Below are 21,114 nucleotides of genomic sequence, written 5' to 3'. Positions count from 1 at the left end.
GAAGGCACCACTGTAACGTGGTAATGGCTCATTTAAAGAGCCATTAACGGGCATTTGCAGGGGGCCAATTAGGGAGTGAGATCTTTACACCGCCGCAATAAAAAACCCCGGGCAAGCCCGGGGTTTTTGTGCAGCGCTAATGCTTACTCGTCCAGGAACGAGCGCAGGTGCTCGCTACGGGTCGGATGACGCAGCTTGCGCAGCGCCTTGGCTTCGATCTGGCGGATACGCTCGCGAGTAACGTCGAACTGCTTGCCCACTTCCTCAAGGGTGTGGTCAGTGTTCATGTCGATACCGAAGCGCATGCGCAGCACCTTGGCTTCGCGCGCAGTCAGGCCAGACAGCACTTCGCGGGTCGCTTCCTTGAGGCTTTCGACCGTGGCTACGTCGATCGGGGACTGCATGGTCGAGTCCTCGATGAAGTCGCCCAGGTGGGAGTCCTCGTCGTCGCCGATCGGGGTTTCCATGGAGATCGGCTCTTTGGCGATCTTCAGCACCTTGCGGATCTTGTCCTCAGGCATTTCCATGCGCTCGCCCAGCTCTTCCGGGGTCGGTTCGCGGCCCATTTCCTGGAGCATCTGCCGGGAAATACGGTTGAGCTTGTTGATCGTCTCGATCATGTGCACCGGAATACGAATGGTGCGCGCCTGGTCGGCGATGGAGCGAGTGATCGCCTGGCGAATCCACCAGGTGGCGTAGGTCGAGAACTTGTAGCCGCGGCGGTATTCGAACTTGTCCACCGCTTTCATCAAACCGATGTTGCCTTCCTGGATCAGGTCGAGGAATTGCAGGCCACGGTTGGTGTACTTCTTGGCGATGGAGATCACCAAGCGCAGGTTCGCCTCGACCATTTCTTTCTTGGCGCGGCGAGCCTTGGCTTCGCCGATGGACATGCGACGGTTGATGTCCTTGATTTCTGCGACGTTCAAGCCGGTTTCGGCTTCCAGGTCGATCAGCTTTTGCTGGCAACGCTGAACGTCCGCTTGCACGCGGCCGATGGCCTCGGCGTACTTCGCCTTGCCCTTGGCGAGGGATTCGCTCCAGCCTTGGTCCACTTCGTTGCCCGGGAACAGGCGGAGGAAATCGGCGCGGGGCATGCGGGCATCGCGCACGCACAGCTGCATGATGGCGCGTTCTTGGGCACGCACGCGGTCCAGAGCGCCACGTACTTGCTCGACCAGCACTTCGTACTGCTTGGGTACGAGCTTGATCGGCATGAACAGTTCGGCCAGCAGGAGCATTTCAGCAATGCCGTCCTTGCTGTCGCGACCCTGCTTCTTGAGCACCTTGCGGGTGGCGGCCAATTGTTCGGCGACCGCGCCGAAGCGCTGGCGGGCCACTTCCGGGTCTGGGCCGCTTTCGACTTCGTCTTCGTCGTCGCTGCTACCTTCCTCGTCTTCCTCCTCGTCGTCCTTGTCGGCGACGGGGGCTTTCGGGTCGACAGGGACGGGCGCGTCCCCAGGGCTGGCGATCACGTCGTCAGGGTCGATATAGCCGCTGAGCACGTCCGACAGGCGACCGCCCTCGGTGGTAACGCGGTCATATTCGCTGAGGATGTAGTCCACGGTGCCAGGGAAGTGGGAGATAGCCCCCATCACCTCGCGGATGCCCTCTTCGATCCGCTTGGCGATTTCGATTTCGCCTTCGCGGGTGAGCAGCTCCACGGTACCCATTTCACGCATGTACATGCGGACCGGATCGGTGGTCCGGCCAATGTCGGTTTCAACGGCAGCCAGCGCTGCGGCGGCTTCTTCAGCCGCGGCCTCATCGGTGTCGGCTTCGGCCAACAGGAGGGCATCCGCATCCGGAGCAGTCTCGAATACGTTGATCCCCATGTCGTTGATCATGCGGATGATGTCTTCCACCTGTTCCGGATCTGAAATATCCTCAGGCAGGTGGTCGTTGACCTCCGCGTAAGTCAGGTAGCCCTGCTCACGACCGCGGGTGATCAACTCTTTGATACGAGATTGCTGTTGCGCTTTTCCGGACATAACACCCTATCCACTGAAGGTCTTGGCGGGCAAAAAACAAGCCGAGGATTATACCCGAGCTAGGACCTCACACGCCAGTTGAGGTCGGGTTTTGTGCGTTTGCCTTTTGGCTAAATAGCTCGCGCAGCAGGTTTTTTTCCTCTGCGCTCAGTTCGCCTTGTTTGGATTTTCGAAGCAAATGTTCCAGGCTGCGCTCACGTTGGCGGGCGGACAGGCTGGAAATGGTGTCGAAAAACTGTTGTTCAAGGTTATCGGCATTAATCAACCATTCTTTCTCGGCCAGGGCCCGCAATAGGCGCCCTTGGTCGGTACCGTGCCACCGGGCGATCAATTGCAAAGAGCGTAGACGAGGATTCTTCTGCAAAGCCTCGAGCAGCGCGACCAGCAATTGCGCATACACATGGTCTTCATCGGCCAGCCGGCTGGCATCTTCAACTTTTGCCGCTAATTGCGGATGGTGCAGCAGGGTGCGCAGCGCGCTGAGCGTCGGTGGCTCCACCGCCGTCGGTGTGCGTGGCACCCTGGGCTCGAATTCACGCCGCTGGCCACCGCGGTCCCATGCCTTGCCATCGCGCTTCTTGCCGTTGCCCTTGCGCGGCTGCCAGTTCTGGGCCGGCTCAGGTGCAGGGGCATCCAGGTAGGCCGGAGCGTAATCATCCGGCGGCTCGAAGCCCCGGTAGCCATTCATTGTGCTGGCCGGCACTACTTCGTGATGTGACGATTGTTGGGCCAGCTGGTTCATTGCTTCGCCGTTAAGGCCGGTAATCTCGCCCAGCCTGGCGCGCATCAAAGCCTTCAAGTTGGCGCCGGGTACGCGGTCGATCAGCGGTGCCGCCAACGTGGCCATGTGGGCCTTGCCCTCGAGCGAGCGCGGGTCCGCTTCCTCGCTCAATTGCTGAAAGAAATAATCCGCCAATGGTTGCGCATGCTGTGCGATGCGAGCGCGGAAGGCATCGAGGCCTTCGGCGCGGACCAGGCTGTCTGGGTCTTCTCCTTCCGGGAGGAACAAGAACCGTGCCTTACGGCCGTCCTGGAGGCTCGACAGCGCAGCCTCCAGGGCGCGCCATGCGGCGTTGCGTCCGGCTTGGTCGCCGTCGAAGCAAAACAAGATGCTCGGGACGATGCGAAAGAGCCGCTTGATATGCTCTTCGCTGGTTGCGGTGCCCAGGGTTGCCACTGCATTGCGCAGGCCTTGCTGGGCCAGCGCGATGACATCCATGTAGCCTTCGACAACGATGACTTCGTCAAGGTTGCGGTTGTATTTGCGTGCCTCGAACAGCCCGTATAGCTCTTGCCCCTTATGGAACACCGGCGTTTCGGGCGAGTTCAGGTATTTGGGCTTGTCGTCGCCTAGCACCCGGCCACCGAAGGCGATGATCCGGCCGCGGCTATCGCGGATCGGGAACATCACCCGATCGCGGAAGCGGTCATAGCGCTTGCCGGTTTCAGCGTTCTCCACCAGCAGGCCCGCGTCGATCATCGCGCGTTGTTGCAGGGTGTCGCTGCTCAGGTGACGCAGCAGGTTATCCCAGCCGGGAGGCGCGAAGCCCAAGCCGAAATCGCGGGCGATTTCACCCGTGAGGCCGCGCCCCTTGAGGTATTCCACCGCGCTCTTGCGTGCCGGGTGCTGGCGCAGCGCCTGGCGGTAGTAGTCCGCGGCGGCGGCCAGCAATGGATACAAAGGCGAGTCGGTCGGCTGGCGCGGCTTGCTGCCCCGGCGGGACTCTTCCCGGGGCACTTCCATCCCGGCGGCCTTGGCCAGCTCTTCCACGGCCTGGGGGAAGTCCAGGTTGTCGTGATCCATCACAAAGCCAAGCGCGTTGCCGCCGGCGCCGCAGCCGAAGCAGTAATAGAACTGTTTGTCTGGGCTTACGCTGAAGGAGGGTGTTTTCTCCTTGTGGAAGGGGCAACAGGCAGTGAAATTCTTGCCGGCTTTTTTCAACTGAATGCGCGAACTCACCACATCGAGGATGTCGGTGCGGTTCAGCAGGTCATCGATAAAGCCTTGCGGGATCAGCCCGGCCATGCCATGCCCTCAGGCGAGACGGGTGGTGCGCCGAATCTTAGCACCGAGGCGGTCGGCGGCTAGCGCAATGTAAAACGAGGAAGGGAAGCACACTCAGTTGCAGGTGAGACAGCATGGGGCTGCCTACCGGAATTACCTTTTGCACAATTGCCAATGGCCCGGCTTTTTAGGGCCGGGCCAGACAAATGCTTGCAGCGAACGCCGGTATCAGTACAGGCGGACGGCGCGGCGCTGTTCGCGCTGAACTTTCTTGGCGTGACGCTTAACTGCTGCGGCTGCCTTGCGCTTGCGCTCGGAAGTCGGCTTTTCGTAAAACTCGCGGCTACGAACTTCGGCCAGTACACCGGCTTTTTCGCAGGAGCGCTTGAAACGACGCAGAGCTACGTCGAAGGGTTCGTTCTCTTTAACTTTGACGGCTGGCATCCAGGGCTACCTTAATTCATTACCGGGGCAACGTACCCCTGCTGGAAGCGGATGGAATACGTCGGTTTTCAAGGGTTGCGGATGTTACCCTTTGAAGGCGCGGATTGCAAAGCCTCTGATCGAAAACCGCTGGTCGGCACGCCGGGCCGCGACTATCATGCGCGCCTTCGTTACCGCCTCGGCAAAGGCTTTTGATACCCATGCTAGTACTGGGACTGGAAACATCCTGCGATGAAACAGGCGTCGCGCTGTACGACAGCGAGCAAGGTTTGCTTGGCGACGCGTTATTCAGCCAGATCGACCTGCACCGTGTCTATGGCGGCGTGGTGCCGGAGCTTGCCTCCCGTGATCACGTCAAGCGCATGCTGCCGCTGATCCGTGAAGTGCTCGGCCAAGCCGGGCGGGCCTCGAGCGACATAGACGCCATTGCCTACACGGCCGGCCCTGGCTTGGTCGGGGCCCTGCTGGTGGGCGCCTCCTGCGCCCAGGCCATGGCATTCGCCTGGGGTATCCCGGCGCTGGGCGTGCACCATATGGAGGGGCACCTGCTGGCGCCGATGCTCGAAGCGCAGCCGCCGGCATTCCCTTTCGTGGCCTTGCTGGTTTCAGGTGGCCATACCCAGCTGGTTCGAGTCGATGGAATCGGCCGCTACCAACTGCTGGGCGAAAGCCTGGATGACGCCGCCGGCGAAGCCTTCGACAAGACCGCCAAACTGATGGGCCTGCCCTATCCCGGAGGGCCGGAAATCGCCCGCCTGGCTACCCAGGGCATGCCAGGCCGGTTTACCTTCCCCCGGCCGATGACCGACCGCCCGGGCCTCGATTTCAGCTTCAGCGGGTTGAAAACCTTTACGTTGAATACCTGGCAGCAGTGCAAAGCGGCTGGAGACGACAGCGAACAGACCCGCTGCGACATCGCGCTGGCCTTCCAGCAGGCGGTGGTGGACACTCTCGCCATCAAGTGCAAGCGGGCGCTCAAGCACACCGGGTTGAAGCAGCTAGTGATCGCTGGTGGGGTAAGCGCCAATCAGGCATTGCGGGCAACGCTGGAGGGCATGACAGCCGAGCTGGGTGGCGGAGTGTTTTATGCCCGGCCGCGTTTTTGCACCGACAACGGTGCGATGATCGCCTATGCCGGATGCCAGCGGCTGCTGGCCGGCCAACACGAGCAGTTGGGTATTCAGGTTCACGCACGCTGGCCAATGGAGCAATTGCCGGCTGTTTGATCGCCGCTAGAAATGCCGCTCGCGACCAGCGAACAGGTTCCGCAGGTTGGCCCGATGGCGCCATATCACCAACGCTGTGAGCACGGTCATTGGCACCAATGCCTGGGGCGCGCGCCAGGCCAGCAGGGGCAATGTAAGGGGAATAGCGGTCAAAGCGGCCAGCGAGCTGGTACGGCTGAGTTGGAACGTCAGCAGCCATACTGTTACCGCGAGCAGTAGGGCGGGCGGATATAGCCCCAGCAGCATACCGGCGGCGGTCGCCACGCCCTTGCCACCGCGGAAGTTGAAGTACAACGGGAACAGATGGCCGACCACTGCGCACAGGCCAATCCAGGCTTGGGCCTGCAAGCCATAGCCCAGGGCCTTGGCCAGCAACACCGGGGCCAGCCCCTTGGCCAGGTCGCCAAGCAGGGTCAGCATCGCCAGCTTGCGCCCAGCCAGGCGCAGCATGTTGGTGGCGCCCGCATTGCCCGAACCACTGGCGCGGGGGTCCGGCATCCCGGCGCTACGGCTGATCAGGATGGCGAAGGACAGTGAGCCGAGCAGGTAGGCCAGGGCGGCCAGTAACCAAGACATGCTAACTATTCCGGGCGTGGACGTTCGGATTCTAACGGCGCAGTGCGCCTTTGTCGTCAGGGGAGAGAGTGCTTGGACACCGTGTTCATCGAAGGCCTGGAAGTTGACACTGTTATCGGTGCCTACGACTGGGAGCGCGATATTCGCCAATGCCTGCGCCTGGATTTCAGCCTTGGCTGGGATATTCGGCCCGCTGCGGCCGGCGACGACCTGACCCAGGCCCTCGACTACGCCAAGGTAGCAGAGGCAGTACAGGCATTTGCTGAAGAGGCGCGTTTCGAATTGGTCGAAACCTTCGCTGAGCGGCTGGCGGCCAGCCTGATGAAAGACTTCGGCATCGCCTGGCTGCGCTTGCGGGTGACCAAGCCTGGCGCGGTCCCCGCCGCCAGGGGTGTAGGCGTGGAGATCGAGCGCGGATGTCGCTGATTCGAGTCTACCTGGGCCTCGGTAGCAATATCGACCGTCATGCCCATCTCCGCGCGGGCCTCGATGCGCTGTCGAGCTGCCTCGAGGGGCTGCACTGTTCACCGGTCTTCGAGAGCGAGCCGGTGGGCATCAAAAGCGGTCCGTTTCTCAATATGGTAGTGACTGGGCTCACGGCGATGCCGCTGATGGAGTTGGACCGCCGATTGAAGTTCATCGAGGCGGACAACGGCCGCTACGCACCGGACCGCAAGGGGCTGCCACTGGACATAGACGTTCTGATGTATGGGCAGTTGGCCGGGACCTTCGATGGCCTGGTGCTGCCGCGCGCGGAGATTCTGCGCAACGCCTTCGTGTTGTGGCCCTTGGCCTTGCTGGCGCCGGATGAAGTGCATCCGGTCGATGGGCGTAGTTTCGCTGTCCTGTGGAGTGAGGCGCGGATTGACCAGCGCCTGGTCCAGGTACCGTTTGACTGGACACCGTTGTAGGCGCCGCGGAGATAATCATTTTCGGCGCTGAACAAGCGCCTTGGCGGCGAGGCTTGCGGGCTGACGCTTACTCCTACAAGGGCTGCATGTTTTGCAGGGCTTCCAGACGGCGCTGCCGGAGTGCTTCACCGAGCGCCTGGCCAGTAAATCCCGCGTCGACCAGCGGCTTTACGGGTACTGCTCGGGCCGCTGCGGCCGCCTCACGCAGCCAAGCCCCTTTGGTCAATCGCGGGCCGTTCTCTGCGCGCACCGCCATCTCACAGGCGGTCACAAATTCTTCGAAACGCTGTGGCCGTCGGTATACATCGAACGCTTGCAGCAGGCCCAGTAGCGCTTCGGGGCTTGGTGCATCGTCCTGCAGCGCTTGGCGTTGGTACTGGCCAGCCAATTGAGCGAGCTCCTGACAATCGCGCGGTACCTTGAAGCGCTGGTTAAGCGCCGCGATCCCTTGGGCTTCAAGTCGCAGCAGCAGGCTAGCCCAGCGAACCGTCAAGGGCTGCTCGGCCACGGCGGCCTGACGCAGCGTTGCCAGGCTGAGCTGGGCCAAGCCGCTGGCGCTACTGGCATAGAGTGCGTCGAGTTCTGGGAATAGCACCCCCAGCGCTCCACAAGCCTTGAGCACTTCAAAGAAAACCTGGGGGGCGGGCTCCATCAGCGCACGCGAAATTTCTTTCCAACTGCGCTCTGGCGTTAATGCCTCCAGCTCGCCGGATGCACTCAATGCGCGCATCAGCTCCAGCGTTTCAGGGGCGATGCGAAAGCCGAGCGCAGCATAGCGCGCGGCAAAGCGAGCCACGCGGAGCACCCGCAGGGGGTCTTCGGCGAACGAGGGCGAAACATGGCGCAGCCAGCGCTGCTGCAGGTCCTGCTGGCCGCCATAGGGGTCGATGATCCGGCCAGTGTCATCCTCTGCCATGGCATTGATCGTGAGATCACGCCGCTGCAGATCCTCCTCGAGGGTGACGTCCGGGCTTGCATGAAACACGAAGCCACCATACCCGCGCCCGGTTTTGCGTTCGGTGCGGGCCAGGGCATATTCGGCCCCGGTGGTGGGGTGAATGAACACTGGGAAGTCAGCGCCCACTGGCCGGTAGCCCAAGGCAAGCAATTGCTCGGCGCTGGCGCCAACTACGACCCAATCGATGTCCGCCACCGGAAGCTCTAGCAGGCGGTCGCGCACAGCGCCGCCAACCTTGTAAATGTTCATGCTGATCTCCTCAAGCGCCACAGGATATACCGGTGGCGCCCAGGGATCAGCTCAGAGGTGCACGACGGCCATGTCCAGCCGGCCGTAGTCACCTTCGCCATGCTCATTGCGAGGCGGTACATGGTGAGTTTTCACCACTTGCTCGCCCTGGACAGTTTCTAGGTGTACATCGAACCCCCAGAGGCGATGCAAGTGCTTGAGCACCTCCTCGGTGGATTCTCCCAGAGGTTTGCGATCATGTTGCTGGTGGCGCAACGTAAGGGACCGATCGCCGCGGCGGTCGATGCTCCAGATCTGCACGTTGGGCTCGCGATTACCCAGGTTGTATTGAGCAGCCAGGGTTTCCCGGATCAAGCGGTAACCGCTGTCGTCGTGAATGGCGGGCACCAGCAAGTCGTCGCGTTGGTCATCGTCGAGGATGCTGAACAGCTTCAGGTCGCGGATGACCTTCGGCGAAAGGTATTGGAGGATGAAGCTCTCGTCCTTGAAACTGCTCATGGCGAATTTGATAGTAGAAAGCCAATCACTGCCGGCGATCTCCGGGAACCAGCGGCGATCTTCTTCGTCGGGTTTCTCGCAGATACGGCGGATGTCCCGGTACATGGCAAAGCCCAGTGCATAAGGGTTGATGCCGCTGTAATAGGGGCTGTCGAAACCCGGCTGAGCGACGACGCTGGTGTGGGACTGCAAGAACTCCATCATGAAGCCATCCGTCACCAGCCCCTCGTCGTACAGGTCGTTCATCAGGGTGTAATGCCAAAAGGTAGCCCAGCCCTCGTTCATCACCTGAGTTTGCCGCTGCGGGTAGAAGTACTGGGCGATCTTGCGAACGATCCGCACGATTTCCCGCTGCCAGGGCTCCAGTAGCGGGGCATGCTTTTCGATGAAGTAGAGGATATTTTCCTGCGGTTCGGCGGGGAAGCGCGCCTGATCGTGCGCACCGGTTTTCCCAAGCGCCTTGGGAATGGTTCGCCAGAGGTCGTTGATCTGTCGTTGCAGATGCTCTTCACGGTCCTTCTGGCGGCGCCGCTCTTCTTCGGCAGAAATCGGGTAGGGCCGCTTGTAACGGTCCACGCCATAGTTCATGAGAGCGTGGCAGGAGTCGAGCAGGTCCTCTACGGCGTCGATGCCGTGGCGCTCTTCACACTGCATGATGTACTGCTTGGCAAACACCAGGTAGTCGATGATCGAACTGGCATCGGTCCAGGTGCGGAAGAGGTAGTTGCCCTTGAAGAAGCTGTTATGGCCATAGCAAGCATGGGCGATCACCAGTGCTTGCATGCACATGGTGTTTTCTTCCATGAGATAGGCGATGCAGGGATCTGAATTGATCACGATCTCGTAGGCCAGGCCCATCTGCCCACGGGTATAGGATTTTTCGGTGCTCAGGAAGTGCTTGCCATAAGACCAATGATGGTACCCCAGGGGCATGCCCACGGAGGCGTAGGCATCCATCATCTGTTCGGCGGTGATTACTTCGATCTGGTTAGGGTAAGTATCGAGCGCATAGCGCTCGGCGATACGGCTGATCTCCCGGTCGTAGGTCTGGATAAGTTCGAAGGTCCACTCCGAGCCAATGGACAGAGGTTGACGCTTCTGCTCTCTGGGAGTCATGTCACTAACCTGCGCTGGAAGAGTTCACGGAAGACCGGATAGATATCCCCGGCTGTCACCAGCTGCTGCTGGGCGAAGGTGTCCGGGAAGTGCTCGCCTATACGCTCGTATTCGAACCAGAGCGCCTGGTGCTCTCGAGGCGTGATTTCCACGTAAGTGTAGTACTGCACATGAGGCATGATCTGCTTGGTGAGGATTTCCCGGCAGATCGGCGAGTCGTCGTTCCAGTTGTCCCCGTCGGATGCCTGGGCCGCATAGATGTTCCATTCGTTGGTGGGATAACGTTCCGCCATGATTTCCTGCATTAGCTTCAAAGCGCTGGAAACGATGGTCCCGCCGGTTTCCCTCGAATAGAAAAACTCCTCTTCGTCCACTTCACGGGCGCTGGTGTGGTGACGGATGAACACCACTTCGATCTTGTCGTAGTTCCGCTTCAGGAAGAGGTACAGCAGGATGAAGAATCGCTTGGCGATGTCTTTGGTGGCCTGGGTCATGGACCCGGAAACGTCCATCAGGCAGAACATTACCGCCTTGGAGCTAGGGTTTGGATGCTTGACCAGTAGGTTGTATTTAAGATCGAAGGTGTCGAGGAAGGGCACCCGGTGAATACGGGCACTGAGCTTTTCTACTTCGGCTTCCAACGCCTGGATATCGCCAAAGTTGTCCGGCTCTTCCCGCTTGATGCGTTCTAGCTCGGCGCGCACTTCGCGCAAGCGGGCGCGGCTGCTCCCGGACAGGGCGATACGGCGGGCATGCGCCGAGCGCAGGGTACGAATGATGTTGATCCGGGACGGGTTGCCTTCGTTGGCGATCCCGGCACGAACGGTTTTGAAAGTCTCAGACCCGGTCAGGTGGCGCTTGACCAAGTTGGGCAGTTCTAGATCCTCGAACATGAACTCAAGGAATTCTTCCTGGGTAATCTGGAAGACGAATTCATCCATTCCCTCGCCGGAGTTGCCCGCCTTGCCTGGCCCCTTGCCGCCGCCGCCACCCCCCTGCGGGCGGGGAATGTGCTGGCCAGAGGTAAACTCCTTGTTGCCCGGGTGAACCGTAGTTTGCTTGCCGCCTCGGCCATGATGCAGTACCGGTTCGTCGATATCCCGGCCCGGGATGCTGATCTGTTCGCCGTGCTCCATGTCGGTAATGGAGCGACGGCTGACGGCCTCTTCCACGGCCTTCTTGATATGGTCACGGTAGCGTCGCAGGAATCGCTGGCGATTCACCGTGCTCTTGTTCTTTCCGTTCAAACGTCGGTCGATCACGTAGCTCATGGCCCCTCCAGGAACTCGGGGCAGCTTCAAGCTTCACGCTTCAAGCTGCAAGTCAGAGCAGCCACCACGACTGCAAGCCGATCCGCAGGGCTTTACCCGGCGCTGAACAGCTTGCAGCTCGCGGCTTGCCCCTTGCCGCTTATTGGGACTTGCGAACACGCAAGTACCATTCGGACAGCAACCGTACTTGCTTGTCGGTGTATCCGCGTTCGACCATGCGGGTAACGAAGTCGTTGTGTTTTTGCTGATCCTCCTTGCTCGCCTTGGCATTGAAACTGATGACCGGTAGCAAGTCCTCGGTGTTGGAGAACATTTTCTTCTCGATCACCACGCGCAGCTTCTCGTAGCTGAGCCAGGTCGGGTTTTTGCCGTTATTGTTGGCTCGGGCGCGCAAAACGAAGTTGACGATTTCGTTGCGGAAATCTTTCGGATTGCTGATCCCGGCCGGTTTTTCGATTTTTTCCAGTTCCTCATTCAGGGCCACCCGGTTGAGGATTTCGCCGGTTTCCGGATCGCGGTATTCCTGATCTTGTATCCAGAAGTCTGCGTACAGCACGTATCGATCGAAAATGTTCTGCCCGTACTCACTGTACGATTCCAGGTAAGCAGTCTGGATCTCCTTGCCGATGAACTCGATGTAGCGGGGCGCCAGGTACTCCTTCAGGTAACGCAAGTAGCGCTCGCGAACTTCGGCCGGGAATTGCTCCTGCTCGATCTGATGCTCCAGCACATACAGCAGGTGAACCGGGTTAGCGGCTACTTCATGCGGGTCGAAGTTGAACACTTTGGAGAGAATCTTGAAGGCGAAGCGGGTAGACAGGCCGTTCATGCCTTCGTCTACCCCGGCAGAGTCTCGATACTCCTGGATGGATTTGGCCTTGGGGTCGGTATCCTTGAGGTTTTCGCCATCATAGACGCGCATCTTCGAATAGATGTTGGAGTTCTCAGGTTCCTTCAATCGCGACAGCACGGTGAATTGAGCCAGCATCTTGAGGGTATCTGGGGCGCAATGGGCCCTGGACAGCGAGCTGTTGACCAGCAACTTGTCGTAGATCTTGATCTCGTCGCTGACGCGCAGGCAGTACGGCACCTTGACGATGTAGATCCGGTCAATGAATGCCTCATTGTTCTTGTTGTTGCGGAAGCTATGCCACTCCGATTCGTTCGAGTGCGCCAGTAGCACCCCGGTGAAGGGAATTGCGCCCAGGCCTTCGGTGCTGTTGTAGTTACCCTCCTGGGTCGCTGTAAGCAGGGGATGGAGGACCTTGATCGGCGCCTTGAACATCTCGACGAATTCCATCATCCCTTGGTTGGCCCGGCACAAGGCGCCGGAGTAGCTGTAGGCGTCTGCGTCGTTCTGGGGGAATTCCTCGAGCTTGCGGATATCTACCTTGCCCACCAGCGCGGAAATGTCCTGGTTGTTCTCATCGCCCGGCTCGGTTTTAGCCACGGCGATTTGATTGAGGATGGAAGGGTACAGCTTCACCACGCGGAACTGACTGATGTCGCCGCCGAACTCGCTTAGCCGCTTGGTCGCCCACGGCGACATGATGGTGCTCAGGTAGCGGCGGGAAATGCCGAAGTCTTCTTCAAGGATGGCGCCGTCTTCAGTAGCGTTGAATAACCCAAGCGGCGATTCGAATACGGGTGAGCCCTTGATCGCGTAAAAGGGCTGTTTTTCCATCAGCTGCTTGAGTTTTTCGGCCAGCGAGGACTTCCCGCCACCTACCGGGCCAAGCAGATAGAGGATTTGTTTCTTCTCTTCCAGGCCTTGGGCGGCATGGCGGAAGTACGAGACGATCTGGTCAATGCAGTCTTCCATGCCATGGAAATCCCTGAAGGCGGGATAGCGGCGGATCGTCTTGTTGGAAAAGATACGGGACAACCGCGGATCGGAGGCGGTATCCACAAGCTCCGGCTCGCCGATGGCCATGAGTAAGCGTTCGGCCGCGGAAGCGTAGGCGCTGCGGTCTCTTTTGCAGAGCTCAAGGTATTCCTGCAGCGTGAGTTCTTCCTGCTGCGTGCTCTCGAACCGTTGTTGGAAGTGGCTAAAAATACTCATGACGTCACCTCGCTCGATACCGGAGCCGACGTCGGATCACTCAGCCGATGCTTGGAAGCAACCGAAGCCAGCCGGCTGCCCTTACCCCCCAGAACACCTGAAAATCGCTACCGATGACCCGCGCGCCGGTGAACCGGCTCTCCCCTGTTTTGGATGGCCTGGGCTTAAGGATAGTTGGTTATCCAGAAATTCAAGGTCGGCCACTCACAGAGTTGGCTCTCGGGCGCCGCCTGGAACGGCTGGAGCGCCCGGAAATCGCGCGCCGAAGGTGACAAAAAAAATTTCAGTCGGCGGCCTGCCGTGCGACGTCGGCAGGATAGGTTTGCCGCCAGAGCTCGAAGCCGCCATCGAGGCTGTAGACGTCGGAAAAACCCTGGCTTGCCAGGTAAGCAGCGGCGGCTTGGCTGGAGTTGCCGTGGTAGCACACCACTACCAGCGGGGCGTCCAGGTCGGCCTGGGTGATGAAGTCATGTAGTGAGACATTATCGAGGTGGCGTGACTGGCTGATATGCGCATTGGCGAAAGTTTGCGGGTCGCGGATGTCCACTACTACAGCGCCCTGCTCGCGCAGGCTCTGGGCCTGTTGCGGGGCAATACGTTTGAATTCAGACATGCTGGCTCCTCGCTACTTAGCGGTTGGGTGAGCACTTGCAGCGGTGCATCTGCAAGGTATCGACGTTCATCAGGGTCATGGCATTGCCCCATACGCAGCCGGTGTCCAGGGCAAATACCCCGGGCTCGTTGCAGCGACCTTCGAGCGCGGCCCAGTGGCCGAAAATGATGCGCACATGCCGGCTGCGCCGCCCTTTGTGGCTGAACCATGGAGCGTAGCCGGGAGGTGCGCTGTCCGCGCCTTCCTTGCCCTTTAGGTCGAGCTTGCCGTCGCGGGTGCAGAAGCGCATGCGGGTGAAGTAGTTAGTGATCACCCGCAAGCGGGTAGCCCCATGCAGGTCCTTGCTCCACTTCGCTGGCTCGTTGCCATACATCCCGTCGAGGTAGGGCTTGACCAGGTTATCGTCGCGCAGCGCGGCTTCTACCTCGGCGGCGTAGCGCAGCGCCTTGCCGAGCGGCCACATAGGCGGGATACCGGCATGGACCAGCGCAAAATTGCGCGGCTCGTCGTAATGCAGCAGCTTCTGGCCACGCAGCCATTGCACCAGTTCGGGAGCGTCGGGCGCCTCTAGTACCTCGGCAAGGGTGTCGCCCTTCTTCAGCCGCTCGATGTTGTACCAGGCAGCGAGGAGGTGCAGATCGTGGTTGCCCAAGGTGCACACGAGGGCCTGGCGTATCGAATACAAGAAGCGCAGTGTTTCGAGGGACTGCGGACCGCGGTTGACCAAGTCTCCCACGCACCAGAGTTGGTCCTGCGCGGGGTCGAAGGCTACTTCGCCGAGCAACCGCTTGAGCGGCTCGAGGCAGCCTTGCAGGTCACCAACGGCGTACACCGCCATCAGTGCAAGGCCCCAGGTACGGCGAGGCGGAACGGCGCGATGATGGCATCGAACTGCTTCCCGTCTTCGGCAACCATCTGATAGCTGCCCTGCATGTTGCCCACCTTGGTGGGCATGATCGTACCGCTGCTGTAGGTATGGCTTTGCCCAACACCGATTAGCGGCTGCTGGCCAACCACGCCAGCGCCGCGGACTTCTTCGACCTTCCCGTCGCCATCGGTGATCACCCAATGCCGGGAGACGAGCCGGGCCGGTACCTTGCCTTTGTTGCGCACGGTAACCGTATAGGCGAAGGCATAGCGGCCTTGGTCCGGGTTGGATTGCTCCGCCAGAAAGCGAGTGTCTACGGAGACGTCTATGTGATAACGCAAGTCAGACATGGTGCAGCCTTTAAAGCGCAAACGTGATGGGCACGGCCATTGAGCTTGAGTCTAGGCCATCGAGCCGAGGATGGGCCAGGCAGCTGTTTTCACCTGCCTGGCCTGTGCTCGCAAACTTACAGGTCCTGGGCAGGCGCTTGCGCCAGTTGATCGGCCAGGCGTACGAAAGCAGCCAGGTCCAGTTGTTCGGGGCGTAGGCTGCCGTCTACCCCGGCGGCTTCGATACCTGCAGCCGGAAGCAGCGCCTTGAGAGTGTTGCGAAGGGTCTTGCGGCGCTGGTTGAACGCCTCGCGTACCACACGCTCAAGCAACCGGTGGTCCCTGGCGGGGTGGGGCAAGGTTTCGTGCGGTACCAGGCGAACGATGGCCGAATCCACCTTTGGCGGCGGATTGAAGGCGCCCGGCCCTACGTTGAACAGATGCTCGACCCGGCAGTGGTACTGCACCATGATCGACAGCCGGCCCCAGTCTCCCCCACCTGGCCCGGCCGCCATGCGCTCGACCACTTCTTTTTGCAACATGAAGTGCATGTCGCGAATCAGCGGGGCATTACCGAGCAGATGGAAAATCAGCGGCGTGGAAATGTTATAGGGCAGGTTGCCAACGACCCTCAGGCTGCGCGGCGCCGCCTGCAGCGTCGCGAAGTCGAACTTCAGCGCATCGCCCTGGTGCAGGTTGAAGTTGCCGCGAGTATCGAAGCGCTGGTGCAGCAACGGTACCAGGTCTTTGTCCAGTTCGATCACGTCCAACTGTGCGCCGCTGTCAAGCAGGCCCTCTGTAAGAGCGCCCTGGCCAGGGCCTATCTCCAGCAGTCGATCCCCTTCACGAGCATGGATCGCCCGCAGGATGCGGTCGATGACGCCGGCATCGTGAAGGAAGTTCTGACCGAAACGCTTGCGCGCCCGGTGTTGGTATTGCTCGTTCATCAACGTGCCTCGGCCATTTGATAGGCAGTTTCAAGGGCGACCTGAAGGCTGCCGGTGTCGACCTTGCCAGTGCCGGCCAGGTCCAGGGCTGTGCCGTGGTCAACCGAGGTACGGATGATCGGCAGGCCCAGGGTAACGTTTACCGCGGCGCCGAAGCCTTTGTACTTCAGCACCGGCAGGCCTTGGTCGTGGTACATGGCGAGCACCGCATCGCAGTGCTCCAGGTGTTTAGGGGTGAACAAGGTGTCCGCCGGGAGCGGCCCTATCAGGTCCAGCCCGTCGGTGCGCAAGCGTTGCAGCACAGGTTCGATCACGTCGATTTCTTCGTGCCCCAGGTGGCCACTTTCGCCAGCGTGCGGGTTCAGGCCGCAGACCAGGATGCGCGGGGCGGCAATGCCGAACTTGGTGCGCAGGTCGTGGTGAAGAATGCGGGTCACGCGCTCCACCCGGGCTTCGGTGATCGCCTCGGCGACCTCGCGCAGTGGCAGGTGGGTGGTGACCAGTGCGACCCGCAGCCCGCGGGTCGCAAGCATCATCACCACCTGCTCGGTGCCGGTCAGGTCCGCGAGAAATTCCGTATGGCCCGAGAACGGCGTGCCGCCTTCATTGATCACACCCTTGTGTACGGGTGCGGTGATCATCCCGGCGAAGCGGCCGTCCAGGCACCCTTGCCCGGCCAGCGTCAGGGTCTGCAGCACAAAGCCTGCGTTGGCTGGATCGAGCTGGCCAGCCACGACCGGCGCGCACACGGGGACGTCCAACACGTACAGGGTGCCTGCCGGGGCCGGGGCGTCGGGCAGGGCGGCAGGGTCCACTGTGCTGAGCACAACGGCCAGCCCCAACTGCGTGGCCCGCTCAGCGAGCAGGTCACGGCTGGTGATGGCGATCAGGGGATAGGGCTGGGCGTTACAGGCAAGCAGCAGGCACAGGTCTGGACCTATGCCTGCCGGTTCACCAGGTGTGAGGGCGAAACGCGGCGCGCTCACTGCTTGATTTCGACGTAGGCCTCGTCACGGATCTGACGGAGCCAGGTTTGCAGTTCCTCGTCGTACTTGCGGTTGCGCAGCACGTTGAGCGCCTGCTGTTCACGCGCCTGCTCGGTCGCGTCCGTGGCGCGGCGGCCAAGCACTTCGAGGATGTGCCAGCCGAACTGGGTCTGGAAGGGTTTCGAGACGGTGTCGACGGGGGTCTGAGCCATCATTTCGCGGAACTCGGGCACCAGCGACTGCGGATCGATCCAGTTCAGGTCACCCCCGTTGAGCGCTGAACCCGGGTCTTCGGAAAAGCTTTTGGCGAGCGTTGCGAAGTCTTCGCCATCCTTGATTCGAGAGTAAAGCGAGTTGATCAGCCGTTCGGTTTCCGCGGGGCTACGGATTTCGCTGGGCTTGATCAGGATGTGCCGTACATGGACTTCATCGCGCATCTCCGCCTGGCCACCACGGGCTTCGACCAGCTTGATCAGGATGAAGCCGCCCGGCGTACGCACGGGCTGGGTTACGTCACCAGGTTTCATTGTCGCAAGCATCTGGTCGAACGGCGGAGGCAGCTGCGCAGCCTTGCGCCACCCCATGTCGCCGCCTTCCAGTGCGTTATCGCTGGCGGAGCGGGCGGTGGCCAGTTGGGCGAAATCTGCCCCCTCTCGCAGTTGCTGATACAAGCCCATTGCCTGATTGCCAGCGGCCTGGATTTGCGCCGAGTTGGCACCTTCGGGGGTCGGGATCAGGATATTGGCCAGGTGATATTCCTGGGACAGCTGGGCCTTGCCGGAGTCCGAAGCGAGGAAGTTCTTCACTTCCTGCTCGCTGACCTGAATGCGTTCGGCAACGCGACGCTGACGCACGCGGCTGATGATCATCTCGCGGCGCACCTGGTCACGCGCACCGTCGTACGACAGCCCGTCGTGGGCCAGGGCCGCGCGGAACTGATCCAGGCTCATGTTGTTGCGCTGGGCGATGGTGCCCATCGCGCCGTTGAGCTCTTCGTCAGTAACGCGGATACCGGAACGATCACCAATCTGCAGTTGCAGGTTTTCCAGGATGAGGCGATCGAGGACCTGCTTTTGCAGCTCCTCGATCGGCGGCTCGCCACCGCCACGCTTGGCGATGGTCTGCCGCACTTCCTGCATGCGCTGGTCGAGCTGGCTTTGCATGATCACGTCGTTATCGACGATGGCCACTACCTTGTCCAACTGCTGGACCTGCGCATGCGCCAGGGTACCCAGAAACAGTGCGCCCAACAGCAAGGGGCGCAGTCGATCACATAGCTTGGTCTTCACGTTCACGATAACCCTGAATGCCTTTGTCGAGGAAACCTTCGACTTTATTGCCCACTACGCCACCCAGGCCCTTGAGCACGATTTGCAGGAAGATGCCACGATCGCCCTTTTCGTTCTCCGGAGCGGCCTGGCTGTATTCGTCATAATCAACCCAGTAACGGTTGATCAGGCGCAGTTTCCAGCAGCAATTGTCGTACTCGAAGCCACCGAAGGCTTCTAGCGTGCGGTTGCGGTTGTAGTCGTATTGCCAGCGGCTGATGAGGCTCCACTGCGGTACCAGCGGCCAGATGACCGAGAAGTCATGCTGCTGGATCTTGTAGTAGTCCTTCACGTAGTTCGGGTCGGTTGGCGTGCCGTAGTCACCACCGAACTGCCAGCGGCCAGTGGCCGTGTCGTAATGGATGGTGTCGTCGCGGTAGCGGAAGCCGGCGTTGACGACCTTGTTCGGGTTGTCTTCAGGCTGGTAATGGAACATCGCGCTGCCCGAACGGGTGCTGCGGCTGTCTGGGTCCCAGTTGAAGTCCGAAGTGAAGCGCCAGTCGCGGTTGAAGCGGTATTCGTATTCGAGCGCGTACGGGGACACGTCCGACTGGGCGTCGTCGCGATCCTTGTAAGCGATCTGCGGGAGCTGCACCTTACGGTCCTTGAAGTACAGCGCCTGGCCAATGCTGAAGCGCTGGCGTTCGAAACCGTTGTCTTCGATCCACCGGTTGGTCACGCCCAGCGACAGCTTGTTCTCGTCGCCGATGCGATCCGAGCCGCTGAAGCGGTTGTCTCGGAACAGTGAGGCGTAGCTGAACACGCTCTCGCCTGTATCGAACACCGGGATGTCGTTCTGTTTCTCGTACGGCACATACAGGTAGAACAGGCGCGGTTCGAGGGTCTGCCGATAATTGGTGCCGAACAACTGGGTGTCGCGATCGAAGTACAGGCCGCTGTCCACGCTGAAGATCGGCACGCTGATGTCTTGCGAGCTGCTATAGGACTCCCCAGTCGAGTTGGCAGTGCTGGCAAGGTCCGACTTACCTTTGGAATCCAGGTCCAGGTCGTACTGGGTGTACTTGTACTTGAGCGTTGGCTTGACGTACCCATAGCCCCAATCCAGCGGCAAGCTCACTGCCGGTACCAGATCCAGGCGATCGCCATTGGCGCGGGCGAGGCCGAATACGTTCTGATCGATGCGCCGTTCTTCGATTCCGTCCTTGGTAAAGTAGGTACCGTCACGCAAGTCACGATCGAACCGCACCGCTTCTGTGTGGTAGCTGAACTGCAAACCGCCCGGGTTGTAGGGCAGCACACCGTCGAGGGTGAGCTGCGGGAGGCGGTCGTAAGGCGTGATGTCCGCCACCGTCGCCAGCTGATAGGACTGCACGTTCAGCCGGGCGGTATAGCCCTCACCGCGGTAGGTCAGTGCACCTTGCTGATTGACGTAGTCCCGACGCTCCACGCCGATCTGGTCGGTTTCAAGGTCCTGGAAGTAATAAGGATCACTGATGCGGGTGTAATCCACCTGGCTCAGCAAGCGCGAGTCCAGGCCACCCTTATGCTGCCAGTTGATCATCCAGCGGCGTTTGCTGGCGTCCGACTGGTCGTCGCGCTCATCGCTTTCGTCGTTCAGGTACGCACCGCCGAACTGGCCTTCGCTGGTTTCGGTAAGGTAGCGGAACTCGCCTTCCATCAGCAGGCCGCGCTTGGCCATGTACCGCGGGTACAACGTGGCATCGTAGTTCGGCGCCAGGTTGAAGTAATACGGGGTGACCAGCGTCAGGCCGCTATCGCTGCTGCTCGAGATGCTCGGCGCCAGGAAGCCGGACTGGCGGCGATCATCGATCGGGAAGTAGAAATACGGCGTATAGAGGACTGGAATGTCCTTCACCCGCAGGGTCGCGTTGGTCGCGGTACCGAAGCCTGTGGCGGGGTTGAGCGTAATGTTGTTGCCCTTGACCGACCAGGCGTTGCTGTTGGGCTCGCAGGTGGTATAGGTGCCGTCCTTGAGGCGGATGATGGCGTTTTCAGCTCGCTTGGCGTACAAGGCCGAACCACGCGCGCGCTGCTTGTGCAGTACGTATTCAGCGTTATCGACCTGCGCGGCCCCTGTATCGAGCTGGACCTCGGCATGGTCGCCGACGATCAGCGCGCCGTTGTCGCGGATCTTCACGTTGCCGTTGAGTTCGCCGCGGTTCTCGGCCTGGTGCAGGGCGGCCTCGTTGGCCTCGACCTGCATGCTGCCCTGGCGCATGACCACGTCCCCGGCGAGGGTGGCGGTTTGCGTTTGGTCTTCGTAACGCGAAGCGCGGGCATTGATGTAGGTCGGGGCGTCGGACTTGGACGTCTTGTCGTTCATCCCCGGGCGGATCGGCTCGACGTAGTTGCCGGAGCAATAAGGCCCGGTCTCGGCCAACTGCGCCGGGGTGAGCTTCTCGCGTGGCACCCAGTCCAGGTGGCTGTAGTCCGCGCTGCGGGACTGCAAGCCACGGCCATTGCTTTCGGTCACCAGGGTAGGCGCCGGGGCGCCGCTGTCGCCAGCAGCAGCGTTGCCGCCATCTGCCGTTGCGCTCACCGAAGAGGCGGTATGCTGCGGGCGTGGTGGAAGGGTGGTGCTGCTATCGCGGGTTTTACAATCCCAGGAACCCGAGGCGGACACTTGGCAGTCATACTGCTGTGCGGCACTCACGAACGGCGAGGCCAGGGGTTGCATCGCCAGCAGGCCGCCGGTTACCAGCAACGGAAACTTTCTACGAAACGCGGGGGATTTCAATGCCATCTTATTAGTCC

General features: G+C 60.8%; 19 protein-coding genes. 4 read left to right on the top strand and 15 right to left on the bottom strand.

Translation table 11 applies throughout. The features are described from left to right. Window positions 1-143: 143 nt before the first annotated feature. From rpoD to rpsU, 3 genes are all read right to left on the bottom strand, one after another. On the bottom strand, window positions 144-1,991 hold the full coding sequence (gene rpoD, locus OGL93_RS04305) for an RNA polymerase sigma factor RpoD (RefSeq protein ID WP_263261152.1): 1,848 nt from the start codon (window positions 1,989-1,991) through the stop codon (window positions 144-146). Between the two features lie 67 nt (window positions 1,992-2,058). Beyond that, window positions 2,059-4,017, bottom strand: a complete 1,959-nt coding sequence (gene dnaG, locus OGL93_RS04300; protein ID WP_263261151.1) for a DNA primase — start codon at window positions 4,015-4,017, stop codon at window positions 2,059-2,061. Window positions 4,018-4,224: 207 nt separating this feature from the next. After that, window positions 4,225-4,440 (bottom strand): 30S ribosomal protein S21, encoded by a 216-nt coding sequence (gene rpsU / locus OGL93_RS04295; RefSeq protein WP_002551877.1) that lies wholly within the window; start codon window positions 4,438-4,440, stop codon window positions 4,225-4,227. Window positions 4,441-4,491: 51 nt separating this feature from the next. On the opposite strand from rpsU, the gene OGL93_RS04290 reads away from it, so the two are divergent. After that, window positions 4,492-4,635 (top strand): hypothetical protein, encoded by a 144-nt coding sequence (locus OGL93_RS04290; RefSeq protein ID WP_263261150.1) that lies wholly within the window; start codon window positions 4,492-4,494, stop codon window positions 4,633-4,635. 5 nt (window positions 4,636-4,640) lie between these two features. Continuing rightward, on the top strand, window positions 4,641-5,666 hold the full coding sequence (tsaD, locus tag OGL93_RS04285) for a tRNA (adenosine(37)-N6)-threonylcarbamoyltransferase complex transferase subunit TsaD (protein WP_263261149.1): 1,026 nt from the start codon (window positions 4,641-4,643) through the stop codon (window positions 5,664-5,666). A 6-nt stretch (window positions 5,667-5,672) separates the two neighbouring features. Here tsaD and plsY read toward each other — a convergent pair whose 3' ends face one another. Continuing rightward, window positions 5,673-6,242, bottom strand: coding sequence for a glycerol-3-phosphate 1-O-acyltransferase PlsY (plsY, locus tag OGL93_RS04280; protein WP_263261148.1), 570 nt, complete (start codon window positions 6,240-6,242; stop codon window positions 5,673-5,675). A 72-nt stretch (window positions 6,243-6,314) separates the two neighbouring features. Here plsY and folB point away from each other — a divergent pair, with 72 nt between their 5' ends. Next, a complete protein-coding gene (gene folB, locus OGL93_RS04275) occupies window positions 6,315-6,668 on the top strand; it encodes a dihydroneopterin aldolase (protein WP_263261147.1) in 354 nt (117 codons plus the stop codon). Further along, complete coding sequence (gene folK, locus OGL93_RS04270) at window positions 6,659-7,153, top strand: 2-amino-4-hydroxy-6-hydroxymethyldihydropteridine diphosphokinase (RefSeq protein ID WP_263261146.1); 495 nt, start codon at window positions 6,659-6,661, stop codon at window positions 7,151-7,153. Before folB ends, folK begins: the two co-directional genes overlap by 10 nt. A 73-nt stretch (window positions 7,154-7,226) precedes the next feature. Here folK and OGL93_RS04265 read toward each other — a convergent pair whose 3' ends face one another. The 11 genes from OGL93_RS04265 to OGL93_RS04215 all read right to left on the bottom strand — a co-directional run bounded on the left by OGL93_RS04265 (window position 7,227) and on the right by OGL93_RS04215 (window position 21,103). Then, complete coding sequence (locus tag OGL93_RS04265) at window positions 7,227-8,360, bottom strand: multifunctional CCA addition/repair protein (RefSeq protein WP_263261145.1); 1,134 nt, start codon at window positions 8,358-8,360, stop codon at window positions 7,227-7,229. 51 nt (window positions 8,361-8,411) lie between these two features. Next, entirely contained in the window at window positions 8,412-9,974 is a 1,563-nt protein-coding gene (locus OGL93_RS04260; RefSeq protein ID WP_263261144.1) for a SpoVR family protein, read from the bottom strand. Further along, window positions 9,971-11,245: a YeaH/YhbH family protein gene (locus OGL93_RS04255; RefSeq protein WP_263261143.1), complete on the bottom strand. Its 1,275-nt coding sequence runs from the start codon at window positions 11,243-11,245 to the stop codon at window positions 9,971-9,973. The genes OGL93_RS04260 and OGL93_RS04255 overlap by 4 nt, the downstream gene beginning before the upstream one ends. A gap of 139 nt (window positions 11,246-11,384) precedes the next feature. Next, complete coding sequence (locus OGL93_RS04250; protein WP_263261142.1) at window positions 11,385-13,307, bottom strand: PrkA family serine protein kinase; 1,923 nt, start codon at window positions 13,305-13,307, stop codon at window positions 11,385-11,387. A gap of 283 nt (window positions 13,308-13,590) precedes the next feature. Then, window positions 13,591-13,920 (bottom strand): thiosulfate sulfurtransferase GlpE, encoded by a 330-nt coding sequence (glpE, locus tag OGL93_RS04245; protein ID WP_263261141.1) that lies wholly within the window; start codon window positions 13,918-13,920, stop codon window positions 13,591-13,593. A gap of 16 nt (window positions 13,921-13,936) precedes the next feature. Further along, a complete protein-coding gene (locus OGL93_RS04240) occupies window positions 13,937-14,758 on the bottom strand; it encodes a symmetrical bis(5'-nucleosyl)-tetraphosphatase (protein WP_263261140.1) in 822 nt (273 codons plus the stop codon). Beyond that, the gene (apaG, locus tag OGL93_RS04235) at window positions 14,758-15,138 is read right to left on the bottom strand and encodes a Co2+/Mg2+ efflux protein ApaG (protein WP_263261139.1); all 381 of its coding nucleotides are present in this window, start codon (window positions 15,136-15,138) and stop codon (window positions 14,758-14,760) included. Before apaG ends, OGL93_RS04240 begins: the two co-directional genes overlap by 1 nt. A 116-nt stretch (window positions 15,139-15,254) precedes the next feature. Further along, window positions 15,255-16,064 (bottom strand): 16S rRNA (adenine(1518)-N(6)/adenine(1519)-N(6))-dimethyltransferase RsmA, encoded by an 810-nt coding sequence (rsmA, locus tag OGL93_RS04230; protein ID WP_263261138.1) that lies wholly within the window; start codon window positions 16,062-16,064, stop codon window positions 15,255-15,257. After that, window positions 16,064-17,050: a 4-hydroxythreonine-4-phosphate dehydrogenase PdxA gene (gene pdxA / locus OGL93_RS04225; protein WP_263261137.1), complete on the bottom strand. Its 987-nt coding sequence runs from the start codon at window positions 17,048-17,050 to the stop codon at window positions 16,064-16,066. The genes rsmA and pdxA overlap by 1 nt, the downstream gene beginning before the upstream one ends. Beyond that, complete coding sequence (locus tag OGL93_RS04220) at window positions 17,047-18,345, bottom strand: peptidylprolyl isomerase (RefSeq protein WP_263261136.1); 1,299 nt, start codon at window positions 18,343-18,345, stop codon at window positions 17,047-17,049. Before OGL93_RS04220 ends, pdxA begins: the two co-directional genes overlap by 4 nt. Continuing rightward, the gene (locus tag OGL93_RS04215) at window positions 18,320-21,103 is read right to left on the bottom strand and encodes an LPS-assembly protein LptD (RefSeq protein WP_263261135.1); all 2,784 of its coding nucleotides are present in this window, start codon (window positions 21,101-21,103) and stop codon (window positions 18,320-18,322) included. The genes OGL93_RS04220 and OGL93_RS04215 overlap by 26 nt, the downstream gene beginning before the upstream one ends. Window positions 21,104-21,114 lie beyond the last annotated feature (11 nt).

The organism is Pseudomonas sp. RIT-PI-S, assembly GCF_025642975.1.
Taxonomy (GTDB): Bacteria; Pseudomonadota; Gammaproteobacteria; order Pseudomonadales; family Pseudomonadaceae; genus Aquipseudomonas.
The sequence above is the reverse complement of the archived record's forward strand: the minus strand, read 5'-3'. Positions and strand labels throughout refer to the sequence as shown.